Here is a 14,848-nt window from a genome sequence, read left to right on the forward strand (position 1 = left end):
CGGAGGAGCGGAGGAGGGAAGATTCGAGACTCCGGGGGCCCCGAACCCGGGGCCCCGGGGGGGGGGGCGGGAAAAACAGTGCGGGGGGGGGTAAAAAAAAAGGGGCGGGGGGGGTGACCCGCCCCCCCCCGCGCCCCCCCCCCCCCCCCCCGTTCTCCCCCGCCCCCCCCGCCGGCCCCCCGGGTTCGGGGCCCCCGGAGTCTCGAATCTTCCCTCCTCCGCTCCTCCGCTCCGTCAGTCCAGATCCGAGACGGGCCCCGAACCACGGAGGTGGGCCGAAAGGATGTCGCTGGGATATCGCTATGTGGCTTCGCGTCACCGGAGGCCAGGCCGGACGGGGTGGGAGCGGCGCAACCGCAGTCGCCGGACTGTTCGGGATCGGTCCGAGCCGCCGTGCCGACCTTCTCGGTTCGTGGGTCGCGCGCGTTCGGCTGCTTCTGTCGCCTCCGGCGGCTACAGTTCGGAATATGCGCCCGGTACAACGGATTCGGCACGCACTGACCATGACGGGGCTGCTCGTTGCCGCGTTCCTAACCGGATGCTCCGACGATACCGGCGCCGCGGGCCCGTGTACGCCGGTGCCCAACGGCACCGCCGTCACCGCCGCTCCGGGTACCGGCACGGCGGCGCCGGCCACCCGTGATCTCGCGACCAACCCGGAGATCGCCTCCGGCTACCGGTCCGATATGACGGCGGTCCGTACCGCCGGCTACGCCGTCTCCACCGCCAACTCACATGCGACCCGCGCCGCCTGCGAGGTACTGCGCGCGGGCGGTACGGCGGCAGATGCGCTGATCACCGCGCAGACCGTGCTGGGGCTCACCGAACCGCAGGCCTCCGGGCTCGGCGGCGGAGCCTTCCTGCTGTACTACAACGCCGAGGACCAGACCGTGGAGGCCTACGACGGCCGGGAGACCGCGCCGGCCGCCGCGACGGCGAACTACCTGCGCTGGATCAGCGATACCGACCGCACCGAACCGCGGCCCGATGCCCGCGCCAGCGGGCGTTCCATCGGTGTTCCGGGCGTCGTACGGATGCTGGGGATGGTGCATGCCGAGCACGGTCACACCGAATGGCGCGAACTGTTCGATCCCGCCGTCGCGCTGGCCGATCAAGGGTTCGAGATCAGTCCCCGGCTGGCCGGGCAGATCGCCGACTCCGCGCCCGAACTGGCCCGGGATCCGGCGGCCGCCGAATACTTCCTGAACCCGGACGGTTCGCCGAAACCCGCGGGCACGGTGCTCACCAACCCCGCACTGTCGAAAACCCTGAACACCCTCGCCACCGAGGGCGCGGACGCCTTCTACACCGGGCCGATCGCCGGGGATATCGTCGCCGCGGCCGCGGCGAGTACCGGGGGCCGCACCCCCGGCGCCCTGACGGCGGCGGACCTCGACGGCTACCGGGCGGTGAAACGCACACCGCTGTGCAGCGGTTACCGGGGGCACGAGATCTGCGGTATGCCGGGCCCCTCCTCCGGCGGCAGCACGGTCGCGGCCACCCTCGGCATCCTGGAGAACTTCGATCTTCCGGCGCTGCCACCGGAGCGGGTCGACCGCAACGGGGGCGTTCCGCGCGCCGAGGCGGTCCACCTGATCGCGGAGGCCGAGCGGCTGGCCTACGCCGACCGCGACAAATACATCGCCGACCCGGATTACGTTCCCCCGCCCGGCAATTCACCCGATACGCTGGTCGATCCGGAATATCTGCGGGAGCGCTCGGGGCTCATCGACCCGGCGCGGAGTATGGGCACCGCGCAACCCGGCGACTTCGGGCCCGATACCCCGGGCGCCGGCCCGCAACAGCCCGAACACGGCACCAGCCATATCTCGCTGGTCGACTCCTACGGCAATGCCGCGGCCATGACCACGACCGTGGAATCGGCGTTCGGTTCGTTCCATATGGTCGACGGATTCCTGTTGAACAACCAGCTCACCGACTTCGCCGCCGACCCGCTCGGCGCCGGCGGGGTGCCGGTGGCGAACCGGGTGGAACCGGGTAAACGCCCGCGCAGTTCCATGAGCCCGACCCTGGTGTTCGAACGCGGTGACGGTCCCGGCCCGGGCACACTCACCCATGTGGTCGGCTCCCCCGGCGGATCGGTGATCATCCAATTCGTGGTGAAGACACTGGTCGGCATGCTGGATTGGGGGCTCGATCCGCAGCAGGCGGTGTCCGCGGTCTCGTTCGGCGCCGCGAACACACCGGTCACCGGGGTGGGCGGCGAGCATCCGGCGATCGACACCCGCGACGACGGCGCGCACGACCCGCTCGTCACCGCCTTGCGCGAACGGGGTCACCAGGTATCGGTGGCTCCCCAGACGAGCGGGCTCAGTGTGCTGGCCCGCGAGGGCGAGACCCGGTGGGTGGGCGGCGCGGACCCCCGGCGCGAGGGCGAGGTCCTGGGCGATACCCGTTGACCGGAGTGGCCTGTCCGGGCCATTGCTGCCTGCGGCGGGCGTGCGTCCGGCCCGGGAGAACACCGATGTGAGGTGCCTCGCCGAACAGGCCGTAAAGGTTGCCACCGGGTAGCGGGTGTGCGATTTTGGGTTGAGAGCCCGCGCTGAGGCGGGCTTCCGGACGAGAGGGTCGTACCCGGTGTGCGACAAGACGACCCACGGAGGTCGTCATGTGGTTCTCATGGGTCGTGCTCGTGGTATCCGGGATTCTGGAAGCGGTCTGGGCCACCGCACTGGGTAAAACCGAGGGTTTCTCCAAATGGCCGCCCACTCTGCTCTTCGTCGCCGCGCTGGCCGCGAGTATGGGCGGCCTCGCCTACGCGATGCGCGACCTCCCGGTGGGCACCGCGTACTCGGTGTGGGTGGGTATCGGCGCGGTCCTCACGGTCGTGTACGCCATGGCCACCGGAGAAGAGCCGGTGACGATCGGGAAGATCGTCTTCTTGACGATGATCATCGCCGGTGTCGTCGGGCTCAAGCTCGCCCACTGAACGGTACGCCCGGCGCGGGCACCACGATCCTCGCGCCGGGGACAACCTCTCCGCCCAGGCCGCGGCACATACCGCCCGGCAGGGCCGGGCTTTCGGCATCGCCCGGACCCGGTCGCGTAGTCAGCCCCCTGGTCGCGCAGCCGGCCCTTGGTCACCTAGCCGGGCCCTTGGTCACGTAGCCCGGCCCCGGTCACGTAGCCCGACCGGCAACCCCTGCTGCCGAGCACCCGGTGGCCGGCCGTGCGGCCCGGCAGTCCAACGGCATCGTGGCGCTACCGGTTCAGTCGGAGGAGGCGCCGTATTTCGCGCCGAGTTCACGGAGCCGGTCCAAGGCGGCCGCGGCGCGTTCGCCGTCGTTGGAGCGGATCGCGAGCATGGGTACGTAGTCGTCGTTCACCAGTTCCAGCCGGGCCCAGGCCTTACGGTCCGGGAAGGATACGCCGCGGATATGTTTCCACTCGAACGCGTTGTCCCCCAGCACGTTACGTACCACCACGCCGTCTTCCCCAGCGCGCACCCGCGGCCTGGTGAGCAGGAGGACGGCGGCGGCGCCGAAGATACCGATTCCCGCCATCGCGAACTGGTCCACCACCCGGAAGTTCACGCCGGTGTAGTCGACCCGGAGGAACACTCCGAGCAGGGTGAAGGCCACCACCAGGCAGACGGCGACGATCACCGCGGTCCGGCGGGCCTTCCGCGGCCGCACCTCGAACTCCCAGCCGGACGGCTGGTCCGCGGCCGGGTTCGCGCCCCGCCGCAGGATCCGCACCACCGGCATCGGTCAGCCCGCCGCGCGCAGTCCGCGCAGGGTCAGGGCGGCATCCAGCGCGGCCGCGGCCGCCTGCTCACCTTTGTTCTCCACCGAATCCGGCAGACCGGCCCGGTCCAGCGCCTGCTGCTCGTTGTTCGTGGTGAGCACACCGTTGGCCACCGGGGTGCTCTCGTCGAGGGAGACCCGGGTCAGACCGGCGGTCACCGCATCGCAGACATACTCGAAATGCGGGGTGTCACCGCGGATCACCACGCCCAGCGCGACCACCGCGTCATGGGTGCGCGCCAGTTCCTGCGCCAGCACCGGCAGCTCCATGGCCCCGGCGCAGCGGGCGACGGTGGTGTGGCGGACCCCGGCGTCCGCGGCGACCCGCTCGGCATTGGCCACCAGGGTGTCGCAGATCTCGGTATGCCAGCGCGAGGCGACGATCGCCAGCCGCAGCCCTTGCGCGTCGGCGAGCGCGAACTCCGGGACCCCGGTGCCGCTCATCGGTTTCCGCCTTTCGATCGGGCTACGGTCACTGTGCTGTCTCTCCCAGGTCCAGATCGTCGAGGCCCACCAGGTCGTGGCCCATCCGGTCACGTTTGGTGCGCAGATAGCGCAGGTTCTCGGCATTGGCGCGTACCGGCATCGGCACGCGATCGGTGATCCGCAACCCGTACCCGTCGAGCCCGACCCGTTTCGCCGGATTGTTGGTGAGCAGCCGCATCGACCGCAGCCCGAGATCGACGAGGATCTGGGCGCCCGTGCCGTAATCGCGGGCGTCGGCCGGCAGGCCGAGTTCGATATTGGCGTCGACCGTATCGTGCCCGGAATCCTGCAGCTGGTAGGCCTGCAGTTTGTGCATCAGGCCGATACCGCGGCCCTCGTGCCCGCGCATGTACAGCACCACGCCGCGGCCCTCGGCGGCCACCATTTCCAGGGCCGCGTCCAGCTGGGGCCCGCAATCGCAGCGCAGCGAGCCGAACACGTCACCGGTCAGGCATTCCGAATGCACCCGGACCAGGACGTCCTCCCCGTCACCGAGGTCGCCGCGGACCAGCGCCACATGCTCGACATCGTCGTAGATGCTCTGATAACCGACCGCGGTGAACTCACCGTGCACCGTTGGGATACGCGCCTGCGCCACCCGCACCACATGCTTCTCGTGTTTACGCCGCCACGCGATCATCTCCGCGATCGAGATCAGCGCCAGTTCGTGTTCGTCGGCGAACACCCGCAGCTCATCGGTGCGGGCCATATGCCCGTCTTCCTTCTGGCTGACGATCTCGCAGATCACGCCCGCCGGGCGCAGCCCCGCCATCCGGGCCAGATCCACGGCGGCCTCGGTATGGCCGGGGCGCCGCAGCACCCCGCCATCCTTCGCTCGCAACGGAACGACGTGCCCGGGGCGGGTGAAATCGTTGGGTTTGGCGTCGCCGTCGGCCAGCAACCGGATGGTGGTGGCGCGATCGGCACCGGAGATCCCGGTGGTGACGCCTTCCTTGGCATCGACCGACACGGTGTAGGCGGTGCCGTGCTTGTCCTGGTTCACCGCGTACATCGGCGGCAGGCCGAGACGGTCGCAATCGTCACCGGTCAGCGGAACACAGATGTAACCCGAGGTGTACCGGATCATGAACGCCACGAGTTCGGGAGTGGCTTTCTCGGCGGCGAAGATGAGGTCGCCCTCGTTCTCCCGGTCCTCGTCGTCGACCACGACGACCGGTTTACCGGCCGCGATATCGGCGACGGCGCGCTCGATGCTGTCGAACCTGGTCACGTCTGCAATGCTCCATCTCGGTTGGTCGGTGATCACACTACTGGGTCGGCCGGGCCCGGCCGGGCGCGGCCGGAGCTGTCAACCGCGCTGATGGAGGCGCTCCACGTACTTCGCGATCACGTCGACTTCCAGGTTCACCACCGCCCCCTCGGCGGCGGCGCCGAGGTCGGTGAGACCGAGCGTGGTGGGGATCAGGGATACCTCGAACCAGTCGTGGGCACCGTCTGCGGCCGGGGTTTCGGTGCGGCCCAGCCCGGAGACGGTCAGCGAGATACCGTTCACGGTGATGGAGCCCTTCTCCACCACGTACTTGGCGAGCGCGTCCGGCAGCGAGATCCGGACGACCTCCCAGTTCTCGCCGGGGGTCCGGGTGAGGATGGTGCCCGTGCCGTCCACATGCCCCTGCACGATATGGCCGCCGAGGCGGCTGTTCACGGCGGCGGCCCGCTCGAGGTTCACGCGCGACCCGGGCCGGAGACCGCCGATACCGGACCGGCGCAGCGTTTCGCCCATCACGTCCACGGTGAACGCGTCGTCGACGACATCGACGACGGTCAGGCAGACGCCGTTGACCGCGATGGAATCGCCGTGCCCCGCATCGGAGGTGACCAGTTTGCCGCGGATCGTCAGCCGGGCCGCGTCGGTCAGTTGTTCGCAGGCGATGATCTCGCCCAGTTCCTCGACGATGCCTGTGAACATGCCTTCTCCCGTTCCCGTCGGTGTTCCGCATACGGAACGGCGGCAGCGGTACCGAATATTCCCAGCTCGCCGTCCACGACCAGACTAGTGGGCGCCTGCCGCGAGCAGCCATGGGCGCCCACTCGCCGGGAGATCGCGCCGGCCGGTGTCGCGAGAGCCCGGGGGACGCCCGTGGCCGTGCCGGAAAATTTCCGGTCGAGCACTCGGCGACACTTTTCCGCGCGGTCGCGATGACCACTCCGACAAGCATCTACGTGGTCCGGACCAGTCCATGGGCCGAGCGCATTCCCGGCCGAGACCGCATCGAAACCCGAAATGTTTCTCGATTTGCGCGCTCACACCGGCTATCGCAATATTGTGAGGTGACCGGTTTCACCGCCCTCGAACACCCCGGGGCACGGCCGGAACAGAACACCCCGATGACGGCCACCGCCGCGGAAGACCGTGCGCCACAAGCCTTCACGAACAACCGGACCGAACCACCGCACCCCGGGCGGAAAGCCCGGCAGCGGACCGGCGATCCGGTGCCCTCGGCCCAGCGACAGTGTTGTCCGGGCAGCGGATCCCGCAGTGACAACACCGGACGGATCCGTGCGGCCACCACCCGGATGTCCGCGCCCCAGCCAGGCACGTCCCCCCTCGAGGAAAGCCGACCCGCCATGACGACATTCACCGAGTCCCCGCTGGAGCGACACTGCCGGCGGTACCGGGAGAAGGATCTGCTGCCCGCCGTCGTCGATCCGATATCGCAGCGGATCCTGCTGCATATCGGCGCCGCCTACGGTGCGGTGACCATGCCCACCGAGCTCGGTGAGCGGGTACTGCAACGCCTACGGGTCGCCGGGCTGACCGGCCCCGTCTTCGCCCACCCTCGGGCCCGGCGCTGGACATTTCTCACCGGCCCCACCCGGCACGACGAATTCCCCGCCGCTGCGGCGGCCGAATTGTTCCGCCGCTACACCACCGTCGCGGGTACCGGCAGCCAGATCGTGCTGCCGTCGGCCGCGGACGAGGCGAGCGGTTACCGTCTCTGGGTCGCCGGGCCGGACGCCCACGGCACCCGCCCACCACAGAACGCGGTGATCGACGCGGTGTGTGAGACCGGTACGCACAGCCGCTGAACGCCCGGAGCACCACGATCACCGGCCGCGCCTGCCCAGCGCACCGGATGCCACCGCTGCCGGATACACACAGACAGTGCCCGGCACGCAGATGCGCCTTCAGCCGGGGGTATCCCGGCGCGCGCCGACGTGGGCGTCAGGATGCCGCGTGATGCGGCGATCGAGCCGCTGCCGCCTGGCTGCGCAGTTTTTCCACGGTCGCGCCCGGGTCGGCGGTGTTGTAGACGGCCGAGCCCGCCACGAAACAGTCGATCCCGGCTTCCGCGGCCTGTTCGATGGTGTCGGCGTTGATACCGCCGTCGATCTCCACGACCAGCCGCAGTTCACCGGCATCGACCAGCCGGCGCACCACCTTCGCCTTCTCCAGCACCGAGGCGATGAACGACTGGCCGCCGAAACCCGGCTCCACGCTCATCACGAGCAGCGTGTCGAAATCCCGGAGGATCTCCAGATACGGTTCGATCGGCGTATTCGGTTTCACCGACAGCCCGGCCTTCGCCCCGGCCGCGCGGATATCCCGCGCCACCGCCACCGGATCGTCGGTAGCCTCGGCGTGAAAAGTGACGTTGTAGGCACCTGCCTCGGCGTACGGCGGCGCCCACCGGGCCGGGTCCTCGATCATCAGGTGGCAGTCCAGCGGGATATCGGTCGCCTTCAGCAGGCTCTGCACCACCGGTAGCCCCAGCGTCAGATTCGGCACGAAATGCGCGTCCATGACATCGACGTGCAGCCAGTCCGCACTCGACACCGCCCGCGCCTCATCGGCCAGCCGCGCGAAATCCGCGGACAGGATGGACGGGGCGATCATCGGGGCCGCCGGACGGGTGAACGTGGGCTCGGACGCAGTCACAGCGCCGAAGTGTAGTGCCGCCCCACCCACCGCCCCAACGCGCCCGGCAGGCCACCAGCCCAGAGAGGCCCCGAGCGGCTTTGCCCACAGCCGTCCCTCGCGCAACCACGCGGCGCCGAGTTCAGCGAGGCCCTTGGAGGGTTTGGCCCGTCCCTGCTTTCCGGCCGCGAGGCGATGCGGCGCAGCCGCGAGTATAGCGGGCGGGAGGCAGGGACCGAGGGGGCCGAACCCCGCGGTGCCGCAGGCGCCGCAAAAAACACTTCAGGCCGCGTGACGGCGTTCGGCTTCGCGTTCGACGGCGGCGGTCATACCGGGGAAGCCGCGGCGGAAACCGCGGCCGAACAGCAGGCCCACCAGTGGGGCCAGCCAGCCGGCGAGCTCGAAATGCGATTCGTAGCGGGTGCGTCCGCCGTCGAGGGTGCTCAGCTTGTGGGAGCGCAGACTGCGGAGCGCGCCCAGCGGAAGCGGTTTCATGGAATAACCGAATTCCCGGCCGGGGACGACGGTGTGGATGTATTCCCGCATCGGCAGCGGCCGCGGCAGCAACTGCCGGACCCGCATATCGATCGGCGCGCCGACGGCGAGTTCCGCCCGGCAGCGATCGATGAACGGATTCCACTCCCGGTATCGGTCGAAATCGGTGAGCACCGACCACACGACCTCGGCGGGGGCGGCTACTTCGACCACGTCGTCCACAACAAGCACGTGCTCAAACTAGAACGTGTTTCAGGGAGGGTCAACCGGCGGCCCGTCCCGGCGGCCTGCCGGGCAACGGGAGATGCGGAAGGTGTGGCAGCGGCGGGTCCACCGGGAACCGCACCAGGATGGGCACGAACAGCCGCCGGCGCCGCACCGTGACGGGGCCCGTGATGGTGCTGGGTCGCAGCGGAAGGCCGAATCCGCGATGCCCGGCGGCCGTGGCGGGGCGAGGGCCGGGGGGGGGGCGCCGGGGGGGCCGTACCGCGGGTGGGGGGGGGGGGGGGGGGGGGCGCGGCCGGCGGCGGTGCAGCCGGCGGATACCCAGGACCAGCCCGGCGATCGCCGTGACGGCCAGCGCGGCCATCCGCAGCAACCACGGCTGGGTCGGGTGTTCGGTGGCGGCCTGGGTCGCGGCCTGCGTGAAGGTTTCCACCACCGGGACCCCGTAGTGCTGGCGCCGGGAATTCAGCTCCACCGCTGTGGCCGCGACCTCGGCGAGGGTTTCGCAGCGGGTCCGCACCATCGGCTCGGTATGCGCGTCGCAGGCCTGGTGCAGCCGCACGCCCAAGGCGTTGTCGACGGCCTGCCGGGCCCACGGGCCGAGCGGGGCGCCGGTGCTGTCGGCGTAACGGAGCAGGTCGTAGCCGAGGTCGTGAGCCATACAGGCGGTGTCGAACTCCGGCGGCAGTTCGACCGGCGACGAACAATCTCCGTCGGGCGCCACGAGCACGCCTTGGCGGACGACGGGCCGGTAGCCCGTATAGGACTCGAAATCGTGCGGTATGGCTTGCGCCGCGGCGGGGCCGGCGGCCGAGGTCAGTGCCACCACAGCCAATCCGGCGGGGCCCGCAATCGAACCGTCGATACCGGCAGCGTCGGACGAGGGGGCCGAGACCACCGGGATCGCCAGGCTGAGCAGCGCGGCGGCGGCGAGCGCCGGTGGGGAGATCCGCCGGAACCAGCGCCCTTTCCGGCGCGGGTGGTGGGAACTGGGTGAAGCCATGGTGGGACACCTTAAAGGGCGAACCTGTGTGTTTCCGAACGCCGCCGGGAGCGGGGGCTTGCCGGTGAGATCGGCGGAGACGCCCGCATCCGGCGGGCAAACCGGCACCGGCCGGAGGCGCGGGGCGCTGGTACCGCTACCCGCAGCCGGGCATGGCGGTGCCTTGATCGATGCCGTAGCGGTGGCCGTGGCCGGGGGGTGCGCCGAGGGCGCCCAGGAGGTCCGCGGTGGTCTGGACGAAGCTGACCACGGGCAGCCAACCAGGGGCAGGCGCGTCGCGGCGGATGCCGGTCAGGTCCGGGGGACGCCACAACAGGTCGGGTGACCAGTGCACGACCGGGTCGGAGATATTGGCCAGCACCGCCGTGCGGGCGCCGGGCTCCGGGCCACCGCCGCCGGGCCTGCCCGCCCACAGCACCGAACACACACGCCGGTTCTGTTCGGCCGCCCCGGCGAATACCGCGCTACCGCCGAGGGCGCCCAGGCTCTGTCCGTACAGATGCAACCGCGGCGGATCGGGCAGCGTGGCGGCGTGGTCCTCGATCGCCGTGAACACAGCGCGCGCCGACGCGGCGGCCGATCCCCGGCCCAGCACGAAGGTGGCCCAGCTCGGCAGGTTCGAATACTGCAGCGCCACCACTGCGACATCGCCGCCGAACCGCTCCCCGAACCCCTGCAGGGCCCGCGCATCCACCCACCCAGACCCGGTGGGTACCGCCACCACCAGATGCGACCGGTCGAAGCCGCCGGCCCGGTCGAGTTCCCGCACGGCCAGCGCGGCCCGCGCCGCCAGGTCCGGCGCCGACCGCAGCCCGACGTACACTCGTACCGCCCCGGGTGGTCCGGTCGTGACGAACCGCTGCCCTTCCCGGCCCAGCGACGACCAGCTCACCAACGAATCGGCGCTGCCGGACCGGGTGACGGCGGCCGGCCGAACCAGGCCCGGATCGATGGTCTGCCCGCTCACCCCCGCGATTCCCGGGCCGCCGAGAAGCGCGATCGGCAGCCCCGCGACAACCGCCATCACCAGCCCCCGGGACCAGCCGACCCGCCGCAGCACGCGGCCGATCGCGGACCCCGCCGCCACCAGCGCCGCGGTGAGCACCACCGACCCGGCCGCCCAGAGCGGCCAGTACTCCGGCCCCGTCCGCGCGACCCCCATGGCATCGCGTAACGAGTTCTGCCACGCCGCCGCGTGCACCACCGCGACCAGCACCCCGGCCACCGCGACGGTCAGCGCAACTTTCCGGGGAAGTGCGGATGATGTAGGTGACGGCGTCCTCGACCCCGCCGTCGCGGTGGCCGGCGAACCGGGCACACCTGGCCGGCGTGGCCGGTCTGCAGTCCTCGTGCCGGACCGGCCTGCGGTACCCGGCCGGTCGACGGCCTGGTTGCCGGGCGCCGTCGTGCTCCCGGCGCAGCGAGGTGCCGTACGTGGCAGGTCGGCGGCCGGGGGGCTGCCCGGGCAGGTACTCCGGATGTACGGTCCACTACCCCGGTGGGGAGCCCGCCGGGCCGGGTCGTCGCCCCCGGAGTGAGCGGTGACCACGTGGCGTCGCCGCTTCCGGGTCGCGGTGTCGCCTGTCGCTGTGCCGAGCCCATCTGCCGGCGCCCGAGTGCGGGTTGTGGTGGCTGGATTGCCGCGGCGCGAGCGCGGTCGGTGGCTCAGCCGACCTAATCCTGCGAGCGCCAGCAGGGCGAGGACCAGTATCGAAGTGAGAACGGCCTGGGTGGCGGCGCTGCGGGGAAGCAGGCCGGGTGCCAGCGAGAGGAGGGAGCCGAGGGTGACAGCGACAGTGATACCGACAGGCGGGTACCGGAACCGCGGGCAGGCGATGGCGAAGGTCGCTTGCCGGCCGGCCGGAGTCGTGTGGGTGCGGGAGGGTACGAGCAGTTCGAAGGCCGACGGTGCCGACCGGATCGGGCTGCCCGGCGTGGAGGCGGTGGTCATGCGAACTCCTGGCGCAGTAGGGCGGGGGTGAACGCGGCGGGCGGAGTGCCGCGGGAGACCCGGATGCGTAACCGGCGGCTCCGGTCGCGCAGCTCGCACCGGGACGGAAGCCCGAAACGGCCGCCGATGATCGCGCGCCCGGTCAGCAGGGTGGCGAACGCGGCGAGCAGCAGCGCTGCCGCGCGCGGCAGCCAGGTCGCGGCTGCTTCGGCGAACGAGAAATGCTCGGCCACCGGTACGCCGTAGCCCTGCCGCCGCGAGTTGAGGTCCACCGCGACCGCCGCGACCTCGGCCATGGCGGTGCAGCGGGTGCGGGCGAGCGGGTCGGCGCGGTGCATACACGCCGCCCGCATCCGGTCGGCGAGGGTGCGGTCGAGTTCGCGGCGTGCCCACGGGCCGAGCGGGTGGCCGCCGGACTGGGCGTAACGCAGCAGGTCGTAACCGAGATCGTGAGCCTTGCACGGGGTTTCGAACTCCGTCGGCAGCGGCACCGGCGAGGAGCACGTCCCGTGCGGGGCGACCAGGATGCCGTCGACGAGTACCGGTCGATATCCGGTCACCGCTCCGAAATCGGCGGGCAACCGCGATTCGATGGCCGCGGCCGGAGAAGTCAGCGCCTCGACGGCGGATGCGGCCGGGGTGGTGGTGAGCGGCGGGCCGGCGGCGTCGGCTGTGGGCACCGTCAGCAGCGACAGCGCCGCGGCGGCGCCGGCGACCGCGAGCGCCGCGGGCCGGCGATACACCGGCGACCGGCGGCGTGCGGCAGTGTTCGAGACAACCATGGTGCTGGACGTTATGAACGGACAGCGGTCGCGGCCGTCCCGCTCGGGAGGGTTTCCGGGCCCGGCCTGCGCGGGGATACCGGGTGGGTTCTACCCCGGGTGTACGGGACCGAATTCACCCCACGGTATGAGGTGCGTGCGGGCGGTGGTTCGTAGTGTCGAGGTCATGATGGAGTACAGCGTCGCCCGGCAGCCGGTGAAGTCGCCGAGCCTGTGGAGCCGGCTCACCGGCCTCGGCCTGCGGTGGTGGGTCGATGCCGGCACGGTGTTGCTGGCGCTGGTGTTGTTCACGGTCGCCTGGCCCACGCTGCACCTGACCCACCAGGTGCCGTGGCCGATCGCGCCGCTCATCGCCGCCTTCGCCGCCGCGCCGGTGCTGCTGATCCGCCGGAACGCGCCGCTGGGCTGGGCGGTCTCGGCCGGTTCGGCACTGCTCATCGCGCTGGCCGTCCCGAACCAGACCGGTGAGGCGATGCCGATTCAGGTGGTGCATATCGTCGCCCTCTACTTCCTGGTCTTCGCGGTGACGTTGCGGTCGCCGCTACCGCTGGTGGCGGTGGTGTGGGCGGCGACGTCGATGCTGTTGGGCGCGGCCTTGGCGACCGAGGGGGTCGGCGCGGATCCGTGGGCGTGGCCGGTCTCGCTGGGCGCGACGGTGTTCGTCGCGGTACTGCTGCGTTCACTGGTCCGGTCCCGGTCGGAACTGCACCGGCAGACCGAGGTCAGCGAGCTGGAACGGGCCCGGCGCACGATCCTGGAGGAGAAGGCGCGGATCGCGCGTGATCTGCACGATGTGGTCGCGCACCATATGTCGCTGGTGGTGGTGCAGGCGCAGACCGCGCCCTACCGGGTGACCGGTGTGAACGACGCGGCGCGCGCGGAATTCGAATCGATCGGTGCCACCGCCCGCGAAGCGCTCAACGAGATCCGCGGGCTGCTCGGCGTCCTGCGCAGCGACGGCCAGCTGGCCGAGCACACCCCGCAACCCACCGCGGCCGATCTGGAAGCGCTGTTCCTCGGCGCCACTCGCGCCGGTGTGGACCTCACCTGGACCGTCGAGGGCACGCTCGCGGTGATACCCGACACCGTGGGTTCGGCGCTGTACCGGATCGTGCAGGAATCGCTGGCCAACGCGGGCCGGCACGCGCCGGGTGCGGCGGTGCGCGTAGGTATCGACTGCGCCGATATCGTCACCCTCACGGTGGTCAACGGTCCCGGAACCAGCCCCGCCGCGGCCGGTAACGGCGGCCACGGTATCGCGGGCATGCAAGCGCGCGCCCTTGCCGTCGGCGGCCGGGTGACCGCGGAACCGACCCCCGACGGCGGCTTCCGGGTCACCGCACAACTACCCCGTGCGACCGCCGTGGACCTGTCCCTGCCCCTGGACACCCAGCAGAGCATGCCCGCCTGACTCGTTCCGCGCGACACCGGACTCGAATGGGTAGTTCATCCAACGCCCGCGGCCTGCCCTGGCTCGTCCGGCCGAATTTCTCGATCCCGGACCGGCACTCGTCGCTCCGACGGGTGCCGTTCGGAGCGCTACCCGAAATCATTCGCTACCAGCGGGCTACGCCACCATTCAGCGCACTGCAGGCGAATCGGGCCGTCGACGGCGAAGTCGAGACCGACCGGCAATGCCGGTGTGGGCGGTGCGACCATGCCGCGGGCCGCCGGCCGAGTCTCACCGTGACGAGACCGGCAAGAAACGGCGCGACCTGATGAGCTGGGCCGACCGCCCGATCACCGAAACCTCCTGAGCGTTTCGCCGACACAGCACCGGGGCCATTCCGCACTGCACGGTGCGCGGACTGCATGCGGGCTGCCCGGACGATATGCGACACCACCAGCGACAACGTCCACCCCGGCTCGGGTCCACACCAGTGGTTCGGGGCCCGTCTCGTTCTGGAGCGACAGAGCGGGGGAGCGAAGCGGAGGAGCGGCGGAGTGAAGAACGAGACTTCGGGGGCCCCGAACCGGCGGCGCCGGAGGCGGCGCAGTCGAACATAGAGCGGCGGAGTGAAGAACGAGACTTCGGGGGCCCCGAACCCCGGGGCCCCGGGGGCGGGGGCAAGGGCACAGGCAATTTGGGGGAGGGCGGGGGATTAACCTTTTTATAGCCCGAGTCCCCGAGGAATTACGCCCTGTCGGCGTTCGCTTCGACGCGGTGCTGCACCTTAGCGGTCGCACCGCGGCCGAAGTAGTGACAGCGCTGGCCGAGGCGATAGGCGAGGACGCGGCAACGCTGTTCCGGGCACCCGA

At 70.9% G+C, this 14,848-nt stretch carries 13 protein-coding genes and 1 riboswitch; of the genes, 4 read left to right on the forward strand and 9 right to left on the reverse strand.

From position 1 onward, the window contains the following. Window positions 1–467: 467 nt before the first annotated feature. Together QH276_RS25485 and QH276_RS25490 are read left to right on the forward strand one after the other, a co-directional pair. Window positions 468–2,420 (forward strand): gamma-glutamyltransferase family protein, encoded by a 1,953-nt coding sequence (locus QH276_RS25485; protein WP_432278731.1) that lies wholly within the window; start codon window positions 468–470, stop codon window positions 2,418–2,420. A 131-nt stretch (window positions 2,421–2,551) separates the two neighbouring features. Next, a riboswitch (guanidine-III (ykkC-III) riboswitch) is annotated at window positions 2,552–2,620 on the forward strand. Between the two features lie 9 nt (window positions 2,621–2,629). After that, window positions 2,630–2,950 (forward strand): DMT family transporter, encoded by a 321-nt coding sequence (locus QH276_RS25490; protein WP_280401900.1) that lies wholly within the window; start codon window positions 2,630–2,632, stop codon window positions 2,948–2,950. A gap of 280 nt (window positions 2,951–3,230) precedes the next feature. Here the strand turns inward: QH276_RS25490 and QH276_RS25495 are convergent, their stop codons facing one another. From QH276_RS25495 to QH276_RS25510, 4 genes are all read right to left on the reverse strand, one after another. Continuing rightward, window positions 3,231–3,728, reverse strand: coding sequence for a PH domain-containing protein (locus QH276_RS25495; RefSeq protein ID WP_280401901.1), 498 nt, complete (start codon window positions 3,726–3,728; stop codon window positions 3,231–3,233). A gap of 3 nt (window positions 3,729–3,731) precedes the next feature. Next, entirely contained in the window at window positions 3,732–4,211 is a 480-nt protein-coding gene (ribH, locus tag QH276_RS25500) for a 6,7-dimethyl-8-ribityllumazine synthase (RefSeq protein WP_062973999.1), read from the reverse strand. A gap of 28 nt (window positions 4,212–4,239) precedes the next feature. After that, a complete protein-coding gene (locus QH276_RS25505) occupies window positions 4,240–5,484 on the reverse strand; it encodes a bifunctional 3,4-dihydroxy-2-butanone-4-phosphate synthase/GTP cyclohydrolase II (RefSeq protein WP_280401902.1) in 1,245 nt (414 codons plus the stop codon). 78 nt (window positions 5,485–5,562) lie between these two features. Next, window positions 5,563–6,183, reverse strand: coding sequence for a riboflavin synthase (locus tag QH276_RS25510; protein WP_280401903.1), 621 nt, complete (start codon window positions 6,181–6,183; stop codon window positions 5,563–5,565). A 659-nt stretch (window positions 6,184–6,842) separates the two neighbouring features. Here QH276_RS25510 and QH276_RS25515 point away from each other — a divergent pair. Continuing rightward, window positions 6,843–7,304, forward strand: coding sequence for a hypothetical protein (locus QH276_RS25515; RefSeq protein ID WP_280401904.1), 462 nt, complete (start codon window positions 6,843–6,845; stop codon window positions 7,302–7,304). Window positions 7,305–7,440: 136 nt separating this feature from the next. Here the strand turns inward: QH276_RS25515 and rpe are convergent, their stop codons facing one another. The 5 genes from rpe to QH276_RS25540 form a co-directional block, all read right to left on the reverse strand. Further along, window positions 7,441–8,112: a ribulose-phosphate 3-epimerase gene (gene rpe / locus QH276_RS25520; protein WP_280401906.1), complete on the reverse strand. Its 672-nt coding sequence runs from the start codon at window positions 8,110–8,112 to the stop codon at window positions 7,441–7,443. Window positions 8,113–8,415: 303 nt separating this feature from the next. Next, entirely contained in the window at window positions 8,416–8,859 is a 444-nt protein-coding gene (locus QH276_RS25525; protein WP_280401733.1) for an SRPBCC domain-containing protein, read from the reverse strand. 31 nt (window positions 8,860–8,890) lie between these two features. Further along, window positions 8,891–9,856, reverse strand: a complete 966-nt coding sequence (locus QH276_RS25530) for a hypothetical protein (RefSeq protein WP_280406926.1) — start codon at window positions 9,854–9,856, stop codon at window positions 8,891–8,893. A 136-nt stretch (window positions 9,857–9,992) separates the two neighbouring features. After that, window positions 9,993–11,807 carry an alpha/beta-hydrolase family protein gene (locus tag QH276_RS25535; RefSeq protein ID WP_280401731.1) on the reverse strand — a complete coding sequence of 605 codons (1,815 nt, stop codon included), beginning with the start codon at window positions 11,805–11,807 and terminating at the stop codon, window positions 9,993–9,995. After that, a complete protein-coding gene (locus QH276_RS25540) occupies window positions 11,804–12,589 on the reverse strand; it encodes a hypothetical protein (protein WP_280401730.1) in 786 nt (261 codons plus the stop codon). The genes QH276_RS25535 and QH276_RS25540 overlap by 4 nt, the downstream gene beginning before the upstream one ends. Before the next feature lie 166 nt (window positions 12,590–12,755). On the opposite strand from QH276_RS25540, the gene QH276_RS25545 reads away from it, so the two are divergent. Then, window positions 12,756–14,000: a sensor histidine kinase gene (locus QH276_RS25545; protein ID WP_280401729.1), complete on the forward strand. Its 1,245-nt coding sequence runs from the start codon at window positions 12,756–12,758 to the stop codon at window positions 13,998–14,000. The last annotated feature ends 848 nt before the right edge of the window (window positions 14,001–14,848 follow it).

This window comes from Nocardia carnea (assembly GCF_029869215.1).
Taxonomy (GTDB): Bacteria; Actinomycetota; Actinomycetes; order Mycobacteriales; family Mycobacteriaceae; genus Nocardia; species Nocardia carnea_B.

What these genes read in the sequence shown, in the direction of transcription:
- QH276_RS25535 (WP_280401731.1), bottom strand. Translation starts at nt 11,807, where the DNA reads ATGACCACCGCCTCCACGCCGGGCAGCCCGATCCGGTCGGCACCGTCG.
- QH276_RS25490 (WP_280401900.1), top strand. Translation starts at nt 2,630, where the DNA reads ATGTGGTTCTCATGGGTCGTGCTCGTGGTATCCGGGATTCTGGAAGCG.
- rpe (WP_280401906.1), bottom strand. Translation starts at nt 8,112, where the DNA reads ATGATCGCCCCGTCCATCCTGTCCGCGGATTTCGCGCGGCTGGCCGAT.
- QH276_RS25515 (WP_280401904.1), top strand. Translation starts at nt 6,843, where the DNA reads ATGACGACATTCACCGAGTCCCCGCTGGAGCGACACTGCCGGCGGTAC.
- QH276_RS25545 (WP_280401729.1), top strand. Translation starts at nt 12,756, where the DNA reads ATGATGGAGTACAGCGTCGCCCGGCAGCCGGTGAAGTCGCCGAGCCTG.
- QH276_RS25510 (WP_280401903.1), bottom strand. Translation starts at nt 6,183, where the DNA reads ATGTTCACAGGCATCGTCGAGGAACTGGGCGAGATCATCGCCTGCGAA.
- QH276_RS25485 (WP_432278731.1), top strand. Translation starts at nt 468, where the DNA reads ATGCGCCCGGTACAACGGATTCGGCACGCACTGACCATGACGGGGCTG.
- ribH (WP_062973999.1), bottom strand. Translation starts at nt 4,211, where the DNA reads ATGAGCGGCACCGGGGTCCCGGAGTTCGCGCTCGCCGACGCGCAAGGG.
- QH276_RS25495 (WP_280401901.1), bottom strand. Translation starts at nt 3,728, where the DNA reads ATGCCGGTGGTGCGGATCCTGCGGCGGGGCGCGAACCCGGCCGCGGAC.
- QH276_RS25530 (WP_280406926.1), bottom strand. Translation starts at nt 9,856, where the DNA reads ATGGCTTCACCCAGTTCCCACCACCCGCGCCGGAAAGGGCGCTGGTTC.
- QH276_RS25540 (WP_280401730.1), bottom strand. Translation starts at nt 12,589, where the DNA reads ATGGTTGTCTCGAACACTGCCGCACGCCGCCGGTCGCCGGTGTATCGC.